We start from the raw sequence: 22,340 nt of genomic DNA, 5'->3' as shown, positions 1-22,340 counted from the left end.
TCTATTATGAACTCCGGCCGTTTGTTTCATGTAAAGCAATTTATTGGATGTATATTCCCCTTCTGACGGCCGCAATCTAAGCTTTGATAAAGGGGTTGAACTTCATGGGTAAATCACAGGACCAGCCTAAAGGAAATCTCGCTTGGTGGCAGCTCTCCTTAATCGGTGTCGGCTGCACAATCGGGACGGGCTTTTTTCTCGGGTCCAGCATCGCTATTGTCAAAAGCGGATATTCCGCGCTGATCTCATTTCTTATTGCCGGGCTTGGCACCTATTTTGTCTTTGAGCAGCTCGCGAAGCTTTCGGCCAAACAGCCCGAAAAGGGGTCTTTTTGCGCCTATGCGAGAAAGGCTTTCGGCACTTGGGCCGGTTTCAGCAACGGATGGGTGTACTGGTCGTCCGAGATGCTGATCACGGGAAGCCAGCTGACAGCGATCTCGCTGTTTACGAAGCATTGGTTTCCGAATGTGCCGCTGTGGATTTTCGCCTCCATCTATGCGGTGCTCGGTCTTTTGATTATATTTACGGGGCTGTCCGTTTTTCAAAAAACGGAAAATGTGCTCGCTGTTGTCAAGACGGCGGCGATTTTTATGTTTATCGTGATCGCCATATTGGCGCTGTGCGGTATATTTTCTCATAAACCGGATGTGCAGGTGCCGAACGAATCAAAGGATTTGTTCCCGCACGGAGCGATGGGGTTATGGACGGGACTGATTTATGCGTTTTACGCCTTCGGAGGAATTGAAGTCTTGGGGCTGATGACCGTGCATTTGAAAAAACCGGAGGAAGCCTCTAAATCAGGCCGGCTGATGCTTGCCGTTCTTGCGGTAATTTACGTCATTTCTCTCGGCCTGGCGCTGCTGTTAGTGCCGCTGGGCAAATTCACCGAACAGGACAGCCCGTTTATTACATCGCTGAAGGGTTTTCATTTAGATATCATTCTTGATATTTTTAACGGAATTTTTATTATTGCGGGATTTTCCACGCTCGTCGCCTCGCTGTTTGCCGTGACGACATTGCTTTGTACAATGGCCGATGACGGGGATGCGCCGAAATGCTTCAGATTAAAGGAAAACAAAAAAATCTGCTGGCCCGCGCTCGGATTGACGTTTGCCGGACTCATCGTCTCCATCATCCTGTCATTGGTGCTGCCGAAAAATATATATGAACACATGACAACCGCGGCGGGCCTGATGCTTCTTTATACGTGGCTGTTCATTTTGTTCTCGGGCAAGAAACTGCTTGAAACGACAAAGATGGGAACCGTACAGATTGTTATCGCCCTTGTGCTGATTGTCGCGGCCGTCTCCGGGACGCTGTTTGAGAAATCGAGCCGGCCCGGTTTTCTGGTCAGCCTTTGTTTTCTCGCCGTCATTGCGATCGTGACATGGATCGTACAAAAAAAGCAGGGACACAGCCCTGCCGGATCATAGCTTATTTCGTCGGTTTAAACAGTCTCTTCAAATAAGAAAAGGGACACTTTGACACTTGGGTCTCATCATCACGGAGGAAATATTGCTTCCATTCTAAATTGTCTTTTCCTCCGTACCACCCCAATCGGGGATGAAGAGGGGCTTCATCATACGCCTCTAAGCGTTTTCTGATCAGCCGGCTCATGTTTCTTCCGAACGCGGTTGAATCATTTAATCCTTCGAAAATCCATCTTGGCTGAAACGCCAGCATAAAAAACGGGAAGCTTCTGCTTTGTCTCGCTTCATGCGCAGGCGTCGCGCACAGAATAAAATACGGTTCGCCGTCAAAGCAGAACTCCCATTTATAATGTTCAGGGTCTTCCGGCATGTCTTCCGGCCAGTCTTTCGGGTCGCAGCCGCTCAGCCGGTTTAAAAAAGACCAGAACAGCTCTTCATACGCCTCAACGGAATAATGCTCAGCTAAATCCTCAGGCGTATCAAAAATCACAAGCAGCGACGCGTATCTTCCGGTATTCCTTGAGATCTTTCCGTACTCTGACAGCAGCATCCCCACTTCCTCCGGGGTTCCCTCTTCGCGGGGATCACCCGCAAAGGATATCCGGAGCTGATCTGTCAAAAATCCCTGACGTCCGGGAATGCACGGAAACGTATCCGCTTTATCGCCTACTTTTTCTGATAGAAGCTCAAAAGCGATTCTCTGCCAATTTGGCAGATCCAATAACTTTTCCTCAAGGCAACTTTTTGTGTACAGCCCGCTTGCCATCTGCCCACCTCCAGTATCGTCATGATACGTTATGACGGAGATAGGCGATGGGTGACTCTTCTATTTATGAGATGAGCATTTGAATCCCCTGCCATCCGAAATAAAACCCGAAAACGATCAAAGACACACCCGCCGCTCCCGTCAGCCAGCGGAGCGCTTTTTCATGAAGGAGATTTCTGAAAGTGCTCGCGGCGACCGCCATGCAGAAATCCCAGATCAAAATGCCGAGAAGAATGCCGGAGCTGTAAATCAAAAGCTGATTTGCATCGAAGGATTCAGCGGTTTTGGCGAGAATGCTCCCGTATATGCCGAGCCAGAATAAAATGCTCAGCGGGTTGGAAAGAGAAATAAAAAATCCCGCGCCGAATGTTTTGTAAAAAGCCGGTTTTCCTTTTCCGCTTCTGACATTCATGGCTTCCCTTATATTTTTTAACGTTTCGACTCCCGTGTAGGTCAGCACGAAAAAACCGAAGAGCCACAAAAACGTTTTTACAAAAGGAGCGGTCAAAAATTGAGACAGCCCGAAATAGATCAGAATCATATACAGCCCGTCCGCGGCCATGGCGCCGAGACCGAAAATCCATGCATGCCAAAAGCCGTTTTTGATGCCTTTGTCAATTTGCGCCGCATTGACCGGTCCGACAGGTGCTGACAATGACAGCCCGAGAACGATGTAGCTTAAAAAGATGTTCATTGGCTTCCCCCTCATTCATGCAACTTGTACAAGTTATTCATGAATGGGCCGTGCTATGCAAAAAACAACGCCTATAGTTTCGAATTTTCATGAGTATTTAAATATTTATCCAGTATAACTTAATAACAGTTGTCTTAAGACCCTTGTATATATATAATATTACCCATCAAGTTAGCTACTAAAGTTATGAACTAAAATTTTCGAGGAGTTTTAATGATGTTAAATGAATACGTAAACCTAGACAATGACATAACCATTATGTTTTGTGAGCATAAAAAGTCTGGTGAGCAAAAAGAAATATACATAGATACACACGACCTCCCACAAGTTTCTAGCATTGAAGGTAGATGGAGCCTTAGCAGGGACAAAAGAGGTTTTTATTTCGTTACGACGTTTAGTAATGGTAAGCAGTTAAACTTAAAACGTTTTATACTTGGACTATATGAAAAAACAACTAATAACACTCAACAAGTAACATTTATTTCAGATAACTTCCTAGACTATAGGAGATGTAACCTTTTCTTAGCAAATAACTCCAAAGAGTTAAACACAAAAGAAACAAAAATAAAGCTTAAAAAACTGGCAAAAAAAATACCTGTTATTGATAAGAGCGGTACACCAGCTCCAAAGAATAATTCCAAAATATTTTTTACAACTAGAGAAATCAGCGAAAAAATAGGTACAGACCAATGGAATATTAGAAAATGGGCAAAGGTACATAATATTGTACCTAAAAAAAATAAAGCAGGACAATTATTATTCACGAAAGAACAATTTGATTTATTTGCGAAACTTAAAAACACAAGCAAAAGGTTAAATTCTCAAGAACAACCTGATACTAAATCACACAACAAACACAATGAAACTTATGATATCTTTCACAGTATAACCAACAAACAGGTTGTCGCTATTAATCAGAATACAGGAATGTCTGATTATACGTTCAAAGACATCAATGAATTCAATTTACTAAGAAAAATTTTCAAAAGTATCAATTGAATAAAAATATTAAGAAGCCTAATAGAAAATTTCTGTTAGGCCTTCTTTGATTAGTAATTTATTTTAATTTCTCAAGCTCGTCTTCCATTATGTCCGTCACTTTTCCTAAAAAATCGAATATCAGCCGCAGTTCTTCTTCTTTATATTGCCGGCAAAGGCTGATCGTGGACTGGGATAAGGAGCTGAACAATTGCTTCACATTCGCTTTTCCGGCTGTCAGCGGCACGATGATCACCCGCCGTTTGTCTTCGGGGTCTTTTTTCCTCATGACATATCCCGCTTTTTCGAGCCGGTCAATGAGCGCCGTTACCGAACCTGTGCTGAGGCCGGTTTTTTTCCCGAGCTCGCCTGCGGTCATCGGGCCTGCTTCATTTAAGATATCAGCTGATTTCAAATCGGTCGGAAACAGACCGAGAGATTGAGCGGCCGCCTGATGAAAAAGGATCGTCCTTGTGGCCATCTTCCGGAATAACTGTATGGCGGTTTCCTCCGTCTCGCTTCTGGTATTTCTTGTTGACAACTGACAGGCCTCCCTATAAAATCAATTTATCTTGACGATCAAGATAATTTTCGGCAAATCTAATATGATCATAGCAAATTTAATGATCAAAAGTAAGTATGGGAGGAAAAAAGCATGGAACAAACAGCCGCGAAGGACGCCACGACAAAGTTTGTCGTCATCGGTCTTTTGCTGGGCATTTTAATGTCGGCTATGGATAATACAATCGTTGCCACTGCGATGGGAAACATCGTGGCGGACCTCGGAAGTTTCGATAAGTTCGCGTGGGTGACGGCATCATACATGGTAGCCGTTATGGCCGGTATGCCGATTTACGGAAAACTGTCCGATATGTACGGACGCAAACGTTTCTTTTTATTCGGTCTTATTCTTTTCTTAATCGGATCTGCATTATGCGGAATCGCCCAAACAATGGATCAGCTCATTATTTACCGCGTCATTCAGGGAATCGGCGGAGGCGCGCTGATGCCGATCGCCTTCACGATCATTTTTGATTTATTTCCGCCGGAAAAACGCGGAAAAATGTCGGGCATGTTCGGTGCCGTTTTCGGCCTTTCCAGCGTTCTCGGGCCGCTTTTAGGCGCGCTCATTACCGACTCCATCAGCTGGCACTGGGTGTTTTATATCAACGTGCCGATCGGTATTTTATCATTGTTTTTCATTCTTCGTTATTATAAAGAATCCCTTGAACACAAGAAACAGAAAATCGACTGGGCCGGCGCGATTACGCTGGTGGTTTCCATTGTCGGTCTGATGTTCGCTCTTGAGCTCGGCGGAAAAACGTATGATTGGAACTCCGTGCAGATCATCGGTCTGTTCGCTGTGTTCGCCGTGTTCTTTATCGCCTTTTTTATCGTGGAAAGAAAAGCGGAAGAACCGATTATCTCATTTTGGATGTTTAAAAACCGTTTATTTGCTACGGCACAGATTCTGGCGTTCCTTTACGGAGCCACGTTCGTCATTTTAGCGGTGTTTATCCCGATCTTCGTTCAGGCTGTGTACGGAAGCACCGCGACAAGCGCGGGCTTTATTTTGACGCCGATGATGATCGGTTCTGTTATCGGAAGTATGATCGGCGGAATTTTCCAGACGAAAGTGCGGTTCCGCAATTTAATGCTGATTTCCGTGGTCGCTTTCTTTATCGGAATGCTGCTGCTTTCCAATATGACACCGGATACGGCGCGTACGATGCTGACGGTATTCATGCTGATCTCAGGATTCGGCGTCGGCTTCAACTTCTCACTGCTGCCGGCTGCGTCCATGAACGATCTGGAGCCGCGTTACCGCGGAAGCGCCAACTCAACAAACTCGTTTTTGAGATCATTCGGTATGACGCTCGGTGTGACGATTTTCGGAACCATCCAGACGAATGTGTTTACCAACAAGCTCACAGATTCATTCAGCGGCATGAAAGGAGCGGGCGGCGCGATGCAGAACATCGGAAATCCGCAGGACATTTTCCAGGCCGGCACGCGCGCTCATATTCCGCCGCACATTCTGGATCGCATTATTGACGCCATGTCGCAAAGCATCACATATGTATTTACGCTTGCGCTGGCGCCGATCGTCATTGCGGCCGTTACCATTTTGTTTATGGGAAAAGCGAGAGTAAAAACCTCTCAGGAAATGGCGAAAAAAGCGAATTAAAAAAAGCAGTACATGGCGTTTGTCATGTACTGCTTTTTTGTTTACTCTGCGAAATGCGGAGCGAGAATATCTTTCAGCACGTTTGCGCTGCGGCTGAATTGAGCCTGTTCTGTTTCATTCAGCTCAAGTTCCGTCACACCTGCGATGCCGTTCCGATTGACGACGGCCGGAACGCCGATAAAGACGTCGTTTACACCGTATTGGCCGTCCAGATATGTGCTGACGGTTAAAATGCTGTTTTCATTACGCAAAATCGCTTTTGTGATGCGGGCGAGGCTCATCGCCACTCCGTAATATGTCGCGCCTTTTTTCTCGATAATATGGTAGGCCGCGTTTTTCACATCGTCAACGATCTGATCCAGCTCGTCCTGTTTGTAAGCTGCATTTTTCTCCAGCAATTGCTGTACCGGCACTCCGCCGATATTGGCGTGACTCCATACAGGAAGCTCGGTATCGCCATGCTCGCCGATAATGTGGGCGTGTACGTTTTGCGGAGCGGCGCCGAAGTATTCACTCAGCATATAACGGAATCGCGCAGAATCCAGTGTCGTGCCGCTGCCGATGACGCGTTCTTTCGGAAGCCCGCTGAATGTCCATGTCGCATAAGTGAGAATGTCGACCGGGTTTGTGGCAACGAGGAAGATGCCGTCAAATCCGCTTGCCATTACTTCACTGACAATGTTTTTAAAAATGGCGAGATTTTTTTCGACCAGCTCAAGTCTCGTTTCGCCCGGTTTTTGATTGGCTCCGGCACAGATGCACACGATATCGGCATCCTTGCAATCCTCATATGTGCCGTAAGACGTTTTGACCGGATGAGGCGCAAATGCCTTTCCGTGATTTAAATCCATGACATCGCCCATGGCTTTTTCTCTATTTACATCAATGATCACAAGCTCATCTGTGATCCCTTGGTTAATTAACGCAAATGCATAACTGCTTCCAACAAAACCTGCTCCGATTAATGCTACTTTGTTCACTCGTTCGTTCATCATGTATGCTCATCCTCCAGTGTTTCGTGGTGTCTGTTTTTAACTTGTGAAGTATTTCACATATATATTGTGCAACACTTCACAAACTTTTGCAAGAGAAAAGTTTGATTTTTGGACAAAAAAATATCGGTGATGGTTTCCAGATTGTTGACAACATCCTAAAACGGAACCGTTTTAGGATGTTGTCATCTTTTCAGCGTGATTGAAGATGCGCTGTCCTTTTCCCAGAAGCAAGGGTTTGCCGGCACGCTGATGTAATGATAGCCCTATCAATTAATGCGGAAGATAACCGTTTAAACCGGAGTTGTTATACAAACCATTCTGCACATAATCAAATCCGGGATGGTTCTGTCCGGGCACTTGGGCGCTGCCATTGTTAAAAATCACTTTGGCATTAGCCGTATCCGCATTCGCAGGCAGCGTCAGCGTGTAAATTCCATTTGCATTCTTAGTCATTGCTTTCCCCGGCCACGATCCGGTTAATTCTATGGCCCTGCCTCCATCATGTTTGTAAATATAAGCATTTACCTGGCCCCAATGATCCGGATTTTGATAGCCAATGATGTTGGTTTGGGCCGGGTCTTTTTTGACAAACGTGTATTCTTGGGTTCTCGCTGCACCCTCGCCGTTCGTTCCGGTTAACTTGATGTTGTATGTCGTGCCGATTGGATCTCCTTTCCCGATCGTTAATCGGTCTCCATCCTTAAATGCTGTCTGCTGCCCATTATTGATTTGGTAAACGGCTTTTGCTGTTTTCGCATTTGCACGCAGGGTGACCGTCAGCTGATCATTGAAAGAATGGACTGCCCCCGTTTGGTAATTCTCAAGAAAGACCTGAGGCGCATTTCCAATATCATCGGGATAAAGAACAGCCGCGGATCTGGCATTGATCGTACCTGTCAGTTTGCCGTTCGCTACTTGAAATGAACCGGCGCCGGCCCTATTATCATACCTGCCGTCAGGCAATTTCGTTGAAGTATTGACGGTGACAGAAGACGATCCCGCATTAGCCAGCACAACGCCTTTTGAGCCGCGCTGATTCATAAATATTTGATTGTTCCCATTCGGATTCGAGAGTTCCTCAGGCTGCCCGGCCATTACATTGTGAAATTGATTGACCGCGGTGATCGCCTGATCTTTAAATAAGGCGCTCCCGCGATCTCCTATTTGACTTTTTCCGGGAAATCTTACACCATTTCCTCCGCCCTCAGGTCTGGAAAAGAAAAGAGGCGTGCTTCCTGAGCGGGAACCAATCACTGCCCAGCCTAAACGAATATCGTCATCACTCATCCATGTGGACTCTTCCTCATCATTGGCATACGTATCATGTGATTCCACCCATGTGACTAACTTGTCCGCAGACACGTCAGATGCATAATGGGAGGTATTCGACACACTCAGATTACGGTTCTTTAAAGCGGATCTGATGGAATGCCCATAGTTAGAAGCCGTCACATTCATATAATTCGCATAAGCAGTATCTCTGGACGCGCTGTCTTGCAGGATTTCTCCGTATTGGAACTCCGCCGATGTATTGGTGATATTCGGCCAAAATCGGCTGCCGTAATTCCCATCATCCGGAAGCTCTATATGCTTGGCGGCATCATAGCGGAACCCGTCCGCTCCGTCATTCAATGCTCTTTCCAAGAAACGTTTCAGATAGGCCTGCACCTCAGTATTCTGTGTATTCCAATCATACAGCCCAAGCAATGAATTTTGAGTGACGTCCCACCTGTCCGACCAATTTTTAATTTGTGTGTTTCCATGGGTCCAGTTTGGAATACGCTTAATCTCGTCAGAAATCGCGGCGTAATCGCTGGTGGTATGATTGATAACCGCATCGACAATGACTTTTACGCCATACTTTTCCGCGGCTGCACACATGTCCTTAAATTCTTGTTCAGTGCCTAAGTAACGGTTGCCGATTTGGTACGATGTCGGCTGATACAGCCAGTACCAGTTCCTCATGCTTTTATCTCCTTGGTTCCCTTCCTTTACTTGGTTAATCGGAGACGTCTGAATGGCTGCATAGCCCGCATCACGAATATCTTTCATATTTTGTGTTAACGTATTGAACGACCAATTCCAGGCATGAAGGATGGTCCCGTTTTTGACCGATGACGCGGCCGCCTCATTCGATTTGTTTGCAGTTTCAGCGTTCGCAGCCGCCGGGCCTGACAAAACCAAATGAAACAGCAATAAAAATCCGGCGAATAACGGCAGTAAAGAGGTTTTGAATCGTTTTTCAAACATTTTTGACACTCCTTATTTCATTTTTGAAGACTGACTGCGGAGTCAAAAATTCCTCTTACTCTTTCTTCAGCTCCTTTCAACTGTTGTGAAGACTGGAGAATTCTGTTAACGCTTACATTTCAACTTATCACACTCTCTCTATCAAAGCAACGTGACAGAGTGAATTCAAATCTATATTCCTATCAATTAAAAAGACTTCCCGCTTTCAAACAAAAAAAGAAACCACCTGTCAGGATGATTTCTTTTTTATTTCTTTTATCGCTCTTCTGTAAGACAGCTTCACAATGACATACCGAAGCAAAAACAGAACGCCTCCGCAGACGATAAAAAGAAAGATCATTTTCAGCCAAGCAAAGAATGTATGGGGAAACCCCCTGTCGTACATCGTAAGTGCCGCCACCGCAAAAGTGACCGCAATTGAATCTATCCGCTGCTGCTTCACCCGCTTTTTCAGTTCTTCTTTGGTGTCTATTCTCGGCATGAGCATTCCCGACGCTCCCGCCCTGATGCAATAATAAACAATTATAATGAAGAAAACCGCCAAGCTTCCGGCCCATTCCCTAAACGGACAGTTCAGAACAAGTCCGCGTACGATGATGTCAAGCAAAGACAGTGTGCCCACAAGCATTCCGACTTCTGACCAAATCATTCGTTCTTTCTCTTTCACACTCTCACTCTTTCCATTCACGTTTGAAAGTCCGTTCCGACGCTGATTCATGACTTCCTCCCGTACTATTAAGAATGGCTTACAACTCCCATTATATCTTGCCGATTCATAATGATAAACCGAAATATCATTGACAAAATGTTTAATAAGGACCCCAATTGATCAGGACGCCTATGCAGATAAACACGAGGCCGATGACAAACCAAATCAGCGCCAGCGGAATCATGAAGCGAAGCCACTTTACGTACGGAATGCCGCTGGCAGCCAGTACGGCCATCAGCACGCCGGAAGTCGGATTGACACAGTTTACGACGCCTTCCCCGAGCATGACCGCTTCAACCGCGACCTGTCTCGTGATGCCCATCAGATCGGCAAGCGGCGCCAAGATCGGAATAAATACGACCGCCTCCCCTGAGCCCGATGATATCAGAAAATGAAGCAGGGCGCTGGAAATATACATTCCGATTGCGCCTGCCATCGGGCTGAAACCGTGCAGCAGTGACGCAAGCCCATTGACTACCGTATCAAGCAGCTTTCCGTGTTCCAGAATAACGGAAATGCTTCTCGCCATTCCGACGATCAGCGCGCCGTAAACGAGGCCCTGACAGCCTGTAATAAACGTTTTTGCGATATCATTTGCCGCCATTCCCGCAATCAGGCCTGACACGATTGAGATAAAAATGAACACGGCGGCCATCTCTGAATCAGACCAGCCAAGAGTAAGCGCGCCGTATAAAAAGCCGGCAAGCGACAAAGCCGCGACAGCCAGAATCAATTTATGGCGGACGGTAAACGGGACTGGCTTGTCCTCCGGATCGGAAGCCTGCGGGATTGAACCTGCCGCCGGAAACCAATCGTTTCCCAGCAGACTGGCGTCCTTTGCTTTTCTGAGCCTTCTCGTATACCGATAAATATATAAAATAGATGATAGCAGAAAACAAATGTAGACGGCAATCCGCAGGCCGATGCCGGAAAACAGCGGCAGCTCCGCGATGCTTTGTGATAACCCGAGCGGTGAAGGTGATAAAATCGTCGCGTTAAACCCGGCATAGCAGCCGATATAAATGACGGCCGCTCCGGCCACGGCGTCCCATTTCAGCGAACGGGCGACGATCAGGCCGATCGGAATAAAACCGATCACGGAATTAACGACGATGCCGGTTGTGCCGAGGATCGAAAATAGAGATCCGACAATCGCAATAAACAGCAGCTGTTTTGTGCGGAACGTACTGATGACATTACTGATCAATCCATTGATGGCGCCCGTTTTCTCCAAAATCGCAATGGTGCCGCCCGTAAACAGGATTAAAAAAATAATCGGCGCGGAACTTGTCATCCCTTCCTGAATCGCGGTAAAAAAAGCGATCGGGCTGACAGGAGACTGGTCTAAAGAATGATAACTTCCCGGGACGGCGGACGTCACACTGCCCTTTGTCACCCTGTCAAATTCCCCCGCGGGAACGATGTACGATGCTATCGCGCATAGTAAAGCGACAATGAACAGCAGCACATAAGCATCAGGCATCACAAACAATTTCTTCTTTTTCAATACAGGTTCGGCCTTCGGCACAGCCATAACATCACCATCCCGCTTTGAATTTATAAACTATTCAGAAAATACAGATATGTGCTATATTATATACAGACCGATTGCCTGTTTTCAATATCAAAAAATAAAAAACAGACAGCTTTTGAAGGAGGACTTACGGCATGAACAGACTCACAGCGCATGAAAAGCAAGTCATTATGGACATTTTTGACCACCTGCACGCCAATCCCGAAGTAAGCTGGAAAGAATATCAAACAACTGAATATCTGACTGAAAAACTGAAAGAGGCCGGCTGCCGAATCCGTACGTTTGATGATTGCACCGGTGTTGTCGGCGAAATCGGAGAAGGCTCGCCCGTTGTGGCTGTCCGGGCGGATATTGACGCGCTGTGGCAGGAAGTGGACGGTGTCTTCCAGGCGAACCATTCATGCGGACATGATTCACATATGACGATGGCGCTCGGCACGATGATGCTTTTAAAGAGTCAGCCGAAGCTTCCGAAGGGCACCATCCGCTTTATTTTTCAGCCGGCTGAAGAAAAAGGCGGCGGAGCGCTGAAAATGATTGAAAAAGGCGTACTGGATGATGTTGACTTCTTATACGGCGTGCACGTGCGCCCCGTACAGGAAACGGCAAACGGCCGATGCGCACCGTCCATTCTGCATGGCTCAAGCCAGCATATAGAAGGCCTGATTATCGGAGAAGAAGCCCACGGCGCGAGACCGCATCTCGGGCTTAACAGTATCGAAATCGCCGCTCTTCTCGTCCAAAAACTCAGCTTCATTCATCTTGATCCCGGCATCCCGCATTCCGTGAAGATGACAAAGCTTCAGGCAGGCGGAGAAAGTTCCAATATCATTCCGGGAAAAGCATCGTTCAGCCTTGATCTCCGCGCACAAACCAATGCCGCCATGGAGAAATTAACCGCCGAAACCGAAAGAGCCTGTGAGGCGGCGGCTGCCGCATTCGGCGCAAAAATCGAACTGCAAAAAGAACACAGCCTCCCGGCAGCCGAGCGAAACAAGGAGGCGGAAGCCATCATGGCATCTGCGATCAGCAGCATTCTCGGAGAAGAACATGTGGATGAACCTCTTGTGACAACCGGAGGAGAGGATTTTCACTTTTACGGGTTAAAGGTGCCGAACTTGAAAACGACGATGCTCGGCCTAGGATGCGGGCTGGAGCCGGGACTTCACCATCCCCAAATGACATTTGACCGAAGCGCCATCTTTACTGGCGTTGAGATATTAACGGCCGCCGTCCTCAAATCGTTTGAAGCATAAAAAAAAGCAGCCCGTTACAGGGCTGCTTTTCCTCATTACTTCTTCAGATCTTCAATTGAATTGACGTTTTTCATGTACTGAGGAACGACCAGACCCATCTTGACGCCTGTCAGACTCGTTCCTACATCTTCATATTTACCTTTATATTTAGACGCATATGCCTTATGGGTATTCGGAAGCCAAGCAGACAATGACGCATCCGCGCTGCCTGTCGCAATCGCAGTCCACATCGGTCCTGCCTCCACTTGCGTCAGCTTCACGTCATAGCCGAGGTCTTGAAATACTTTTCCGATTACATTCGTACTTGCGATTTCACTGTCCCATGCCACATAAGCCAGGTTGATTTTATCCCCTTTGACTTTATGGGCGCCTTTTGTCCATTGAGCCACTTGGTCTTTATGTTTTTTCACATATTCAGCTGCGGCTTTGGCCGGCTTTTCGCCTTCCTCAACGGCAATCATGACTTCTCCCATATCGTCCTGCGTCCATTTGAACTGGCTGAGAACTTTGGCCGCGTTAGGCTGTTCCTTACTGAAGCCGGTTCTTGTAATCGTATGAATCTGCTCGGCAGTTCCGTACGTTTTTTTCGGATCATCAAGGAACTTCAGCTTGTATCTGGAGAACATCCAGTGCGGCGTCCAGCCCGTTACGATGATCGGCTTTTTCCGGTCATATGATTTCTTCAATGTCGCCGTCATGGCAGCACTTGACGCCGTGACGACATTCCAGTCTTTCAATCCGTAATCGTTCACGGCCTCATCCGTCAGGGCCATGATGCCCGATCCCGGATCAATACCGATAATGGTTTTGTTCACCTGGTCCGCAGCCGTTGCCTTACCATCAGTCTGCGACCCGCAGGCAGCCAAAGAAAGAGCCAGCGCAGCGGTAACGCCGACACCGATGATTTTCTTAAGCATCAGGCATTCCCCCTGCTCTTCTTCTTCACTTTAATGTTTTGCGTGATACGGTCGAGTGTAATCGCTACGATAACGATCGCGATACCCGCTTCCACTCCGACACCGGTTTTCAACTGTGTCACGGCGCTGTATACTTCAGAACCGAGGCCCGGCGCACCGACCATGGCCGCGATAACGACCATTGACAAAGCAAGCATGATGCTTTGGTTAATACCGGCAAGAATTGTTTTTGTGGCAAGCGGAAGCTGCACCTTGAACAGACGCTGAGACGTCGTTGAACCGAATGCTTCCGTCGCTTCAATCAGATCAGCCGGAACCTGTTTAATACCGAGAACCGTCATGCGGATCGTCGGAGGCATCGCGAAAATAACAGATGCCACAACGCCTGGCACAACCCCGATATTAAAGAAGAAAATTGCAGGCAGCAGGTATACGAAAGCCGGCATGGTCTGCATTAAATCCAGAATCGGTGTGACAATGCGGCGGACCGTTTCTTTCTGAGACGCCCATATGCCGATCGGAACCCCGATAATAATGGAAATCAAAACAGATGTGACGACAAGCGCCAACGTTTGCAGCATCGGCGACCAATAACCCAAATAATCAATAACAAGGAATCCGATTAACGTAAAGAGTGCAATTCCTCTCGTACTGATCCACCAAGCGAGAGCTGCAAAAATAACAGTCAATAAAATAGACGGGATGAAACCCAAACCGCTCACAATCGCGTTTACGAAAGCGGCCAAACCGTTTGAGATTCCGTCAAAGAAACCTCCGAACGTCATGGTAAGCCAGTCAACAAACCGGTCAACGATATCTGCTAACGGAATTCTAGGCAATCTGTCCATTTACTTCACCCCCTGAACAGAAGAATCCTGAGCTTGTTCAGCAGAATCTTCAACATTTATATAATCGTTATTTCCTGAAAGCGCGCCGATTAATGCGCCTTTTACGACAATGCCTCTCATGCGGTCCTTATCGTCCGTGACGGCGATCGGAATATTCGCATCAGACACGACATCGAAAATTTCCGTCAAGTATGTGCTTTCATGCACAGTCGTAAATTCAGTATTTAAAATATCCTGAAGCGATAAGTCGGATTCCACCGCTTTTTTCGCATCCGCCGCGTGAATGACACCGAGAAGCTGTTTCTGTTTATCAACGGCGTAAATAGAAGAAATACCGAGATTCTTCATGAGCTGCAGCGCTACACGAGGCCCTTTGTCAATCCGCACGGTTTCAGCGCGCTTCATGATGTGGCCCGCTGTCAGAACTTTGGATAAGTCAACGTCCTCAACGAATTTCTCAACGTATTCATTGGACGGGCTCATCAGAATTTCTTCAGGCGTCCCGATCTGAACGATGTTACCGTCTTTCATCAGCACGATTCTGTCACCGATGCGCAATGCTTCATCAAGATCATGCGTGATGAAGATGATCGTCTTGCCGACAGAGTCATGAAGGTCTAAAAGCTCATCCTGCATGTCTTTGCGGATCAGCGGATCAAGCGCACTGAAAGCTTCATCCATCAGAAGAATGTCAGGATCATTCGTCAATGCGCGGGCAAGTCCGACACGCTGCTGCATTCCTCCGCTGAGCTGATCAGGGAATTGGTGTTCAAAGCCTTCAAGACCGACAAGTTTAAGCGAATCAAGCGCTTTTTGCTCACGCTCTTTTTTGTCGACGCCTTGGAGCTCCAACCCGTATTCCGTATTTTCAAGAATCGTTCTGTGTGGAAACAGCGCAAATTTTTGAAAGACCATGCTGATTTTTTTCCGGCGCACTTCCCGGAGCTGGTCTTTTGACATATTTGTTATCATGTCACCATCAATATAAATATTCCCGGCAGTCGGTTCAATAAGCCGGTTTAACAGCCGAACTAAAGTTGATTTACCGCTCCCCGATAGACCCATGATGACAAATATCTCCCCATCATATACATCAAAGTTTGCTTGATTGACACCAACGGTTGATCCGGTCGCTTTCAGGATCTCTTTTTTGTTTTTTCCGCTGGACAGCATCTGAATGGCTTTTTTTGTCTGTTTTCCGAAAACCTTAGATACATTTTCGACTTTTATCTTAATTGGTTTCTCATCCAAATTCATATTTTCCCTCCATAATAAGCAATCTTTAATACCGTAACACGTTTGTAATAAGTCAAACAAACAGCATAATCCCTTTTATTTTGTATCATTACTTTAAAAACATCCCTGTGTCTTATTTTCCTCTGGTATGCTTCTAAATACTCTCTAATCCTCCTTATTGAGGATAAATTATAACGGAAACCGGGCTTTTATCAGGCTTGAGAACGTTTCCATCGAATGTGCTGCAAACTGATTTCCTACCCTTTTTTTACAAATACAAGAACTTTTTTGCGACATTGTCCCGGAAAAAGAAGTTTTCGCTTCCTGAAAATAAGGAATTTTAAGGAAAAATATAGGTCTGCCAACAGACAGCCCCACTAAAAAAAGCACCCCAAAAGGGTGCTCATTGCGCAAGCTCTGTCTGTTTCGTTTCTTTTCCGAGAATAAGAATAGTGATGACGGCAATCAGGATGGCCGCACAAAAGACGGCGAAAATCACTGTAAACGAAACGTTCCGTGCTGCAAGCGATCCGACGAGAAGCGGACCGAAAATGCCGCCGATTCTGCCGACGGCCGCCGTTGTTCCGGAACCGGTCGCACGGATCGCCGCAGGATACTGCTCCGGTGTATAGGCGTAAAGCACGCCCCATGCGCTGAGATTGAAGAAGGACAGCAGCATGCCGGCTGTGAGCAGCATGCCCAATGAATCCGCGGCACCGAAGAAATAAGCGCTGCCCGCCGTTCCGAGCAAATAGATGACTAAGATGGTCTTCCGCCCCGCTTTTTCGATCAGCCACGCCGCTGAGAAATATCCGGGAAGTTGGGCAAGTGTCATCAGAAGGACGTATTCGAAGCTCTCAATCATGCTGTAGCCTTTCATCAGCATCACGCTCGGCAGCCATAAAAACATGCCGTAATAAGAAAAGACGACACAGAACCAAACGACAGACAGCAGCACCGTCGCCCGGATATACGGTTTCGTCCAGACACTTCCCGCCTGCCCGCGTATGCTTTTTTTCTGCGGCAATGCCTGATGCGCCGGTGATTCCGGAAGGCTTTTCCGCAAGTACAGCGCATAAAACGCGGCCAGCGCCGTTAAGAGCAGCGCGGCCTGCCAGCCGAATGCCGGTATGACAAAGTAGGAAATCACCGCCGCAAGAAGCCAGCCCGCGGCCCAAAAGCTCTCAAGCAGCACGATGATCCGTCCCCGCTTTTCGGGAGCGGACGCTTCTGACACGAGCGTCGAGGCAACAGGCAGTTCCCCGCCAAGCCCCATTCCGATCAGAAAACGCAATATGAGAAAAACCGTCAATCCCGTTGCGAAAGCGGATATGCCGCTTCCGACAGAAAAGAATAACAGCGTGATCATAAACACTTTTTTCCGGCCGATCCTGTCGGCCAGCATTCCGAATACAAACGCACCCGCTGCCATACCTATGGAATTGACGCTTCCGATCCATTTCATTTGATCGGGTGTTAAATTCCAATCAGTGTGTAGCGCGGCGATAATAAACGATAAAATTCCGACATCCATCGCATCAAACAGCCAGCCCATTCCGGCAATCGCCAGAAGTTTTCGCGGAGTGACGGCAGGTTGTTTGTTCATAAGCAGCACCTCAAATCGAAAATGATTACCGTATAAGTTTACACCTGTCTTTACACATTGTCATTACCTTTTTCACAAAAAAATCCCGCTTGCCGTAAGCAAGCGGGGTGTGCGTTAATTCTTTAAGACTGCGTTTTTAATATTATCCTGAAGCTGTTGAATCCGTTTCGCTCCGTCTTCTCTGATACGTCTGTTCTCTTCCTCGATCTGTTTCGTTTCCTGCATACCGCTGACAATCGTATTCCAAGACGTTTCAATCGTCTCAATGTCAATGCTCGGACGGCCTGCCATACGGGCAATCTCCACGCTTTGGTTTGAAATATTTTCAGCGTTGCGCTTCAGCATTTCATTCGTGCGGCGGTCCAGCTCGCTCATTGAATCAGCCACAAGCTTTTGCCGTTTGACTGTGACAGCCTGAATAATGCCGTTTTTGAAAATCGGAATTGTAATGACGAATGCGGAATTGATTTTCCCGATGAGCTTCGTATTTCCGCGCTGAAGGAGGCGGATCTGCGGCGCTGTCTGCAGCGCCACCATCCGCGCCATATCTAAATCATAGACACGTTCCTCAAGCGCCTGAAGCCCGTCACGCAGCGTGTCAAGCTGCATTTGCGCAAGCTGGTTCCCGCCGGCCGCTTTTTCTTCATAAGAAGGAATGAGCGCCTGCATTTCCTCAAGCTTCATCTGCCCGGCAACGACATATTTTTCAAGCTCCATGTAGTAGTTAATGTTGTTTTCATACATCTCTTCAAGCGTATGGTTCGTCTTTGCCATTTCATCTTTGTATTTCGAAATTTCGACGTGGATTTTTTCAATTTCTCCGCCCAGGGTGCGGTACTTTTGAAAAATCTTTTCAATCATGCTGTTGCCGCGTTTGAACATTTTAGCGAGAAATCCTTTTGGTTCATCGAAATCATTTTTGTCGAAACGGTCCATGATTTTTCCGAGCTGCGTCAGCATTGTGCCTGAATCCGTGACACTTGTTGTTTTCATCATATTTAAGATGCGGTCGGAGAACTTCGAGATTTCAACTGCCGGTTCTTTTCCGTACTCAAGCAGCTCCATTTGGTTTTTCACGTCAATCTGCTGCGAAATGCGCTGCACTTCAGGGTCTTGGCGCAGCTGCATCCGGATGTCATCTGCTTTTTGTTCAGAAATCTCTTCATTTTTATCAAGAACAAGCGGATTTTGATTTTCTGTCATGTTTATTTACTCTCCCTGCTTTTGCGTAATGGTTCTAAACAGCTTTCTTACGAGTGACGGCTCCTTATATTCCTGCCGAAACACCATGTCCTCCAGCCAATGGACATCAAATTGGCTTTCTTCAATATAATGCTCAATGTCCTGATGGCCCGGCGGATTATACAAGATGATATCGACGCCGAATTTATTTAAAAACAAAAGAGCGGCGGCATCAGAACGTGTGAGTTCGCCATTTTGTTCCGTATGATATAAAACGAGTTTCGGAACGGTTTGGGCGTAATCAAACGTCTGAATCAATTGCAGCAGCGAAGCGGGCAGATTCGTCGCCTGGCGGAACAAATAGATTGCGGCATCCCTTGACTGCTCCCCGGGCAAAGTCTTCAGCCCTGGGTTTCTGCACATGTCAGAAATCACATTGGCGATGGCGCTCTGCACACCTGAAGGCAGATGCTTGTACTGCCAGATGTTGCTTCTTTTCAGCCTGTCCGCGTCAATCTCTCCTTTTTCATTTAAAACCTGACTGTAGTGATACTGGTAGTTGGCTTTCAGCTCTTCCGTAAACGGAAAACTGCGGATCATGTGTGTCTCCTGATAGTCCGCGGCGGTATGAAGTCTGTTCCAATATTCTTTCGTATCTTTGGAAACCCCCATCACTTTCGCAAAAAGGTTCGGAACGGCCACCCGCTCCCTGTCCGCTTTAAATTGCGGCCGGATAAACGCCCGCTCCTTCGCAATGAGAAATAACTCATCATATGTCGTTTTTAAGGTCACGGACTGCGGGGTGTGCTCCCTGAACTGCCAAGGCTTATACATCATGGATTCCTCATGGTTCAGCACATGCTCAATTTCTTTCGTTGACCGGTAGGCCGTCGTGGACGTTCTGTCCGGCTTTTCTTTCGGAAAAGGCTCAAGACCGCCTGTTGCGGGGAGCTTTATCACAAAGCTGAGCTCCTCATCCGGATCAATCAAGCTGAACGGATCTTCCGCAGCCGGATGAAACAATAGGACATCACAGCCGATCAGCATGAGATAATAGAGAAAATAGAGCTGGCTTTTGGTCGCGTCTCCATACCACACCACCTTCGGCATCTCACGCTCTATATCGGCTTGTTCGAGCCATGGATTCAGGTGGTTCAGCGAAAACTTTGACACATCCAAGAGCACACGCCGGAAATCGGGATGATTCAGCCCGTTTTCATGCCGGTCCGCAAAGGTTTCCAAAAGCGTCATAAACGCGGTCCTCAGCCGGCGGTGCATAAGCGGATCGGCGTGTTTGGCAAGCAGCCTGCCCCCATCGAGAAACGCGACAAACCTGGAAACCGAAAGCCCTTTCTCTTTTTGATTGACCGAATGGATGTGCTGCAGCGCCTGAAACGTTTCCGGCGCGATGGTCTTATCCAGCGTCTCGCTCAACACATGGATGTTTTCATGAGAAGACAGCTCGAAAAGCTTACTGTAATACTCCGTCTCATCATAAGGAGTGCCCAAAATCCGGACGGCAAGCCGGGTAAACGCCAGCCCGTTTTCCCGCTCGTAACCGGGACGTTCCGGCAGCGGCCGCATCAGAAACGTTTCCCAGTCATCGTTTTCCGGCTCGGCCTTTCGGATCACCAATTCTTCCTGCTTCATCATTTTCCTCCTTTCTCTTCATAATAATCGGTACAAAAAAGGAAGGAAATGAACTCTCCCTCCTTTTTTGTTTTATTCTTCTTTAGATGCAGCCGTCTGCTCCTGAACCTGCTTTTGTTTGTTGAAATAGTGGATAATAAACGTCACCACAAACGCAGCGATGATGATTCCGAAGAACACCACGTGCGGCATTTCATAATCAAAGGCGCTCGCCGCCATTTTCACGGCGATAATCCCGATCAGCACAAAAGCCGTGTTTTCAAGCTCAGGGATTTTATCAATTAACACAAGGAATACTTTTGCGACTGTACGCATCATGAGAATGCCGAGCATACCGCCGATCAAGAGCACCCACACTTTTTCCGATACCGCAAACGCGGCTAAAATGCTGTCAACAGAGAAGGCCAGATCCATTAACTCAACTGAAACGACAGTGGCCCAGAAAATTCCGAACGTACGGACCATCCATGAATTTTTCTTCATGCCTTCCGTATCGTCATCACCTTCTCCGATCCAGAAATGCTTAATGACGAGCCAAGCCAGGTACAGCGCGCCAAGCACTTTGATCCACCAGAACTTAATGAGAAGCATCCCGATTCCGATAAAGATAAAGCGGAAAATATATGCCCCGAACAATCCGTATGTTAATGCTTTCTTCCGCTGTTTTTCAGGCAGATGCCTTACCATAACCGCAAGCACTAACGCATTGTCGGCCGACAGCAGCCCTTCCAGCAGAACCAAGGAACCGATCAGCCCCCATGATACAGGGTCAGTCAGCACCTCACCCCACATTTTCCAATCAAAAAAGGAAGCGTAGGTCGACATAATATGATGTAGAAAATCCAAGTTTTTTCCTCCTATTTAGTAAAACGGTAATTTCCTGCTTACACCTGCAAGCCGTAATTCCGGCAAAGTGATGCCAGACCGCCGGAAAACCCGCTGCCGATGGCGTTAAACTTCCATTCAGCCCCATGGCGGTAAAGCTCACAAACGACAACCGCCGTTTCAATCGAGAAGTCTTCCCCTAAATCGAAACGAAGCAGTTCATTCTGGCTGTTTTCATCGACGACGCGCACGAACGCGTTCGAAACTTGTCCGAAATTTTGGCCGCGCGCTTCCGCATCATGAATCGTGACGGTGATGCCGATCTTTTCAATATTTGCGGGTATTTTTGAGAAGTCGACGATAATTTGTTCATCGTCTCCCTCTCCCTCGCCCGTCCGGTTGTCTCCCGTATGGATGACGCCCCCGCTCGGGTGTTCCAGGTTATTGTAGAAAACAAAATCAAGATCATTAACACAGTTGTCATGGGCATCGACAAGAAAAGCCGACGCGTCAAGGTCAAAGTCATGCCCTCCGGAGTACTTGTTCGTATCCCAGCCTAAGCCGATCACCGCTTTTGTAAGACCGGGGTTCGTTTTTGTCAGATCAACACGCTGTCCTTTCGCCAATTGAATAGCCATGTGCCGTCTCTCCCTTCTGTGCTTGATATGGTTTTAGCCGATTTGCAGGCCGTAATCTGTCGCAATACGGGCCAGTCCGCCTTGATAGCCTGAGCCGATCGCGGAAAACTTCCATTCGCCGTTATGTCTGTAAAGCTCTCCTGCGATAATGGCTGTTTCAATTGAGAAATCTTCAGCCAGATCGTAGCGGATCAGCTCTTCATTTGTCTCTTCATTGACAATGCGAACGAACGCGTTGGAAACTTGTCCGAAGTTTTGGCCGCGCGCTTCCGCTTCATGAATCGTGATGACGAATGAAATTTTGTCAATAGCGGCAGGCACCGCGCTCAGGTTGACCCTTACGCTTTCGTCATCGCCTTCGCCCTGGCCTGTGAGGTTGTCGCCTGAATGTGCGACAGAGCCGTTTCCGCCTTCAAGCTGATTATAGAAAATAAAATCATCGGGCGACGCGCATCTTCCTGCTTCATTTAATAGAAAGACGCTGGAATCTAAATCAAAATCATGTCCGCCGTCGTATTTGTTTGTATCCCAGCCAAGGCCGACAACGACTTTAGAAAGACCCGGATTTGTTTTAGTCAAATCTACTTTTTGTCCTTTTGCCAATGAAATTGCCATGTGTGCACTCTCCTTTTTATCGT

General features: G+C 47.3%; 20 protein-coding genes. 4 read left to right on the top strand and 16 right to left on the bottom strand.

What is annotated here, in order from left to right:
* Positions 1 to 104 precede the first annotated feature (104 nt).
* A complete protein-coding gene (locus ACWJJS_RS15975; RefSeq protein ID WP_007409059.1) occupies positions 105 to 1,433 on the top strand; it encodes an amino acid permease in 1,329 nt (442 codons plus the stop codon).
* A 1-nt stretch (position 1,434) separates the two neighbouring features.
* Here the strand turns inward: ACWJJS_RS15975 and ACWJJS_RS15970 are convergent, their stop codons facing one another.
* Both ACWJJS_RS15970 and ACWJJS_RS15965 read right to left on the bottom strand, forming a co-directional pair.
* Entirely contained in the window at positions 1,435 to 2,196 is a 762-nt protein-coding gene (locus tag ACWJJS_RS15970; RefSeq protein WP_128574906.1) for a YqcI/YcgG family protein, read from the bottom strand.
* Positions 2,197 to 2,260: 64 nt separating this feature from the next.
* Positions 2,261 to 2,890: a LysE family translocator gene (locus tag ACWJJS_RS15965; RefSeq protein WP_007409057.1), complete on the bottom strand. Its 630-nt coding sequence runs from the start codon at positions 2,888 to 2,890 to the stop codon at positions 2,261 to 2,263.
* A 216-nt stretch (positions 2,891 to 3,106) separates the two neighbouring features.
* On the opposite strand from ACWJJS_RS15965, the gene ACWJJS_RS15960 reads away from it, so the two are divergent.
* Positions 3,107 to 3,889 carry a MerR family transcriptional regulator gene (locus ACWJJS_RS15960; RefSeq protein ID WP_454023703.1) on the top strand — a complete coding sequence of 261 codons (783 nt, stop codon included), beginning with the start codon at positions 3,107 to 3,109 and terminating at the stop codon, positions 3,887 to 3,889.
* 58 nt (positions 3,890 to 3,947) lie between these two features.
* Here ACWJJS_RS15960 and ACWJJS_RS15955 read toward each other — a convergent pair whose 3' ends face one another.
* Positions 3,948 to 4,409: a MarR family transcriptional regulator gene (locus tag ACWJJS_RS15955; RefSeq protein WP_017419364.1), complete on the bottom strand. Its 462-nt coding sequence runs from the start codon at positions 4,407 to 4,409 to the stop codon at positions 3,948 to 3,950.
* A gap of 114 nt (positions 4,410 to 4,523) precedes the next feature.
* Here ACWJJS_RS15955 and ACWJJS_RS15950 point away from each other — a divergent pair, with 114 nt between their 5' ends.
* Positions 4,524 to 6,056: an MDR family MFS transporter gene (locus ACWJJS_RS15950; protein WP_101562682.1), complete on the top strand. Its 1,533-nt coding sequence runs from the start codon at positions 4,524 to 4,526 to the stop codon at positions 6,054 to 6,056.
* A gap of 41 nt (positions 6,057 to 6,097) precedes the next feature.
* Here ACWJJS_RS15950 and ACWJJS_RS15945 read toward each other — a convergent pair whose 3' ends face one another.
* From ACWJJS_RS15945 to ACWJJS_RS15930, 4 genes are all read right to left on the bottom strand, one after another.
* On the bottom strand, positions 6,098 to 7,051 hold the full coding sequence (locus tag ACWJJS_RS15945; protein ID WP_454023702.1) for an L-lactate dehydrogenase: 954 nt from the start codon (positions 7,049 to 7,051) through the stop codon (positions 6,098 to 6,100).
* Between the two features lie 270 nt (positions 7,052 to 7,321).
* A complete protein-coding gene (amyE, locus tag ACWJJS_RS15940; RefSeq protein WP_454023701.1) occupies positions 7,322 to 9,301 on the bottom strand; it encodes an alpha-amylase in 1,980 nt (659 codons plus the stop codon).
* Positions 9,302 to 9,530: 229 nt separating this feature from the next.
* Entirely contained in the window at positions 9,531 to 10,019 is a 489-nt protein-coding gene (locus tag ACWJJS_RS15935; RefSeq protein WP_064107321.1) for a DUF6773 family protein, read from the bottom strand.
* Positions 10,020 to 10,110: 91 nt separating this feature from the next.
* Positions 10,111 to 11,544: a YfcC family protein gene (locus ACWJJS_RS15930; RefSeq protein ID WP_003156632.1), complete on the bottom strand. Its 1,434-nt coding sequence runs from the start codon at positions 11,542 to 11,544 to the stop codon at positions 10,111 to 10,113.
* A 134-nt stretch (positions 11,545 to 11,678) separates the two neighbouring features.
* Here ACWJJS_RS15930 and ACWJJS_RS15925 point away from each other — a divergent pair, with 134 nt between their 5' ends.
* Positions 11,679 to 12,800 carry a M20 peptidase aminoacylase family protein gene (locus ACWJJS_RS15925; RefSeq protein WP_454023700.1) on the top strand — a complete coding sequence of 374 codons (1,122 nt, stop codon included), beginning with the start codon at positions 11,679 to 11,681 and terminating at the stop codon, positions 12,798 to 12,800.
* A gap of 35 nt (positions 12,801 to 12,835) precedes the next feature.
* Here ACWJJS_RS15925 and ACWJJS_RS15920 read toward each other — a convergent pair whose 3' ends face one another.
* From ACWJJS_RS15920 to ACWJJS_RS15880, 9 genes are all read right to left on the bottom strand, one after another.
* Positions 12,836 to 13,717 carry a glycine betaine ABC transporter substrate-binding protein gene (locus tag ACWJJS_RS15920; protein WP_077721760.1) on the bottom strand — a complete coding sequence of 294 codons (882 nt, stop codon included), beginning with the start codon at positions 13,715 to 13,717 and terminating at the stop codon, positions 12,836 to 12,838.
* A complete protein-coding gene (gene opuAB, locus ACWJJS_RS15915; RefSeq protein WP_003156639.1) occupies positions 13,717 to 14,565 on the bottom strand; it encodes a glycine/proline betaine ABC transporter permease subunit OpuAB in 849 nt (282 codons plus the stop codon). The genes ACWJJS_RS15920 and opuAB overlap by 1 nt, the downstream gene beginning before the upstream one ends.
* Positions 14,566 to 15,822 (bottom strand): glycine/proline betaine ABC transporter ATP-binding protein OpuAA, encoded by a 1,257-nt coding sequence (gene opuAA, locus ACWJJS_RS15910; RefSeq protein ID WP_069448531.1) that lies wholly within the window; start codon positions 15,820 to 15,822, stop codon positions 14,566 to 14,568.
* A gap of 382 nt (positions 15,823 to 16,204) precedes the next feature.
* Positions 16,205 to 17,407, bottom strand: a complete 1,203-nt coding sequence (locus ACWJJS_RS15905) for an MFS transporter (RefSeq protein ID WP_454023699.1) — start codon at positions 17,405 to 17,407, stop codon at positions 16,205 to 16,207.
* Positions 17,408 to 17,521: 114 nt separating this feature from the next.
* Complete coding sequence (locus ACWJJS_RS15900) at positions 17,522 to 18,610, bottom strand: toxic anion resistance protein (protein WP_003156642.1); 1,089 nt, start codon at positions 18,608 to 18,610, stop codon at positions 17,522 to 17,524.
* A 6-nt stretch (positions 18,611 to 18,616) separates the two neighbouring features.
* Complete coding sequence (locus ACWJJS_RS15895) at positions 18,617 to 20,239, bottom strand: YceG family protein (protein WP_454023698.1); 1,623 nt, start codon at positions 20,237 to 20,239, stop codon at positions 18,617 to 18,619.
* A 72-nt stretch (positions 20,240 to 20,311) separates the two neighbouring features.
* Positions 20,312 to 21,085, bottom strand: a complete 774-nt coding sequence (locus ACWJJS_RS15890) for a TerC family protein (protein WP_003156644.1) — start codon at positions 21,083 to 21,085, stop codon at positions 20,312 to 20,314.
* Positions 21,086 to 21,123: 38 nt separating this feature from the next.
* Positions 21,124 to 21,702 carry a TerD family protein gene (locus ACWJJS_RS15885; RefSeq protein ID WP_003156645.1) on the bottom strand — a complete coding sequence of 193 codons (579 nt, stop codon included), beginning with the start codon at positions 21,700 to 21,702 and terminating at the stop codon, positions 21,124 to 21,126.
* Positions 21,703 to 21,735: 33 nt separating this feature from the next.
* Positions 21,736 to 22,317: a TerD family protein gene (locus ACWJJS_RS15880; protein WP_003156648.1), complete on the bottom strand. Its 582-nt coding sequence runs from the start codon at positions 22,315 to 22,317 to the stop codon at positions 21,736 to 21,738.
* Between the last annotated feature and the right edge of the window lie 23 nt (positions 22,318 to 22,340).

Source organism: Bacillus sp. JK106 (assembly GCF_053663355.1).
Note: the sequence above shows the minus strand (reverse complement) of the source record. Positions and strands in the feature narration are given on the sequence as shown.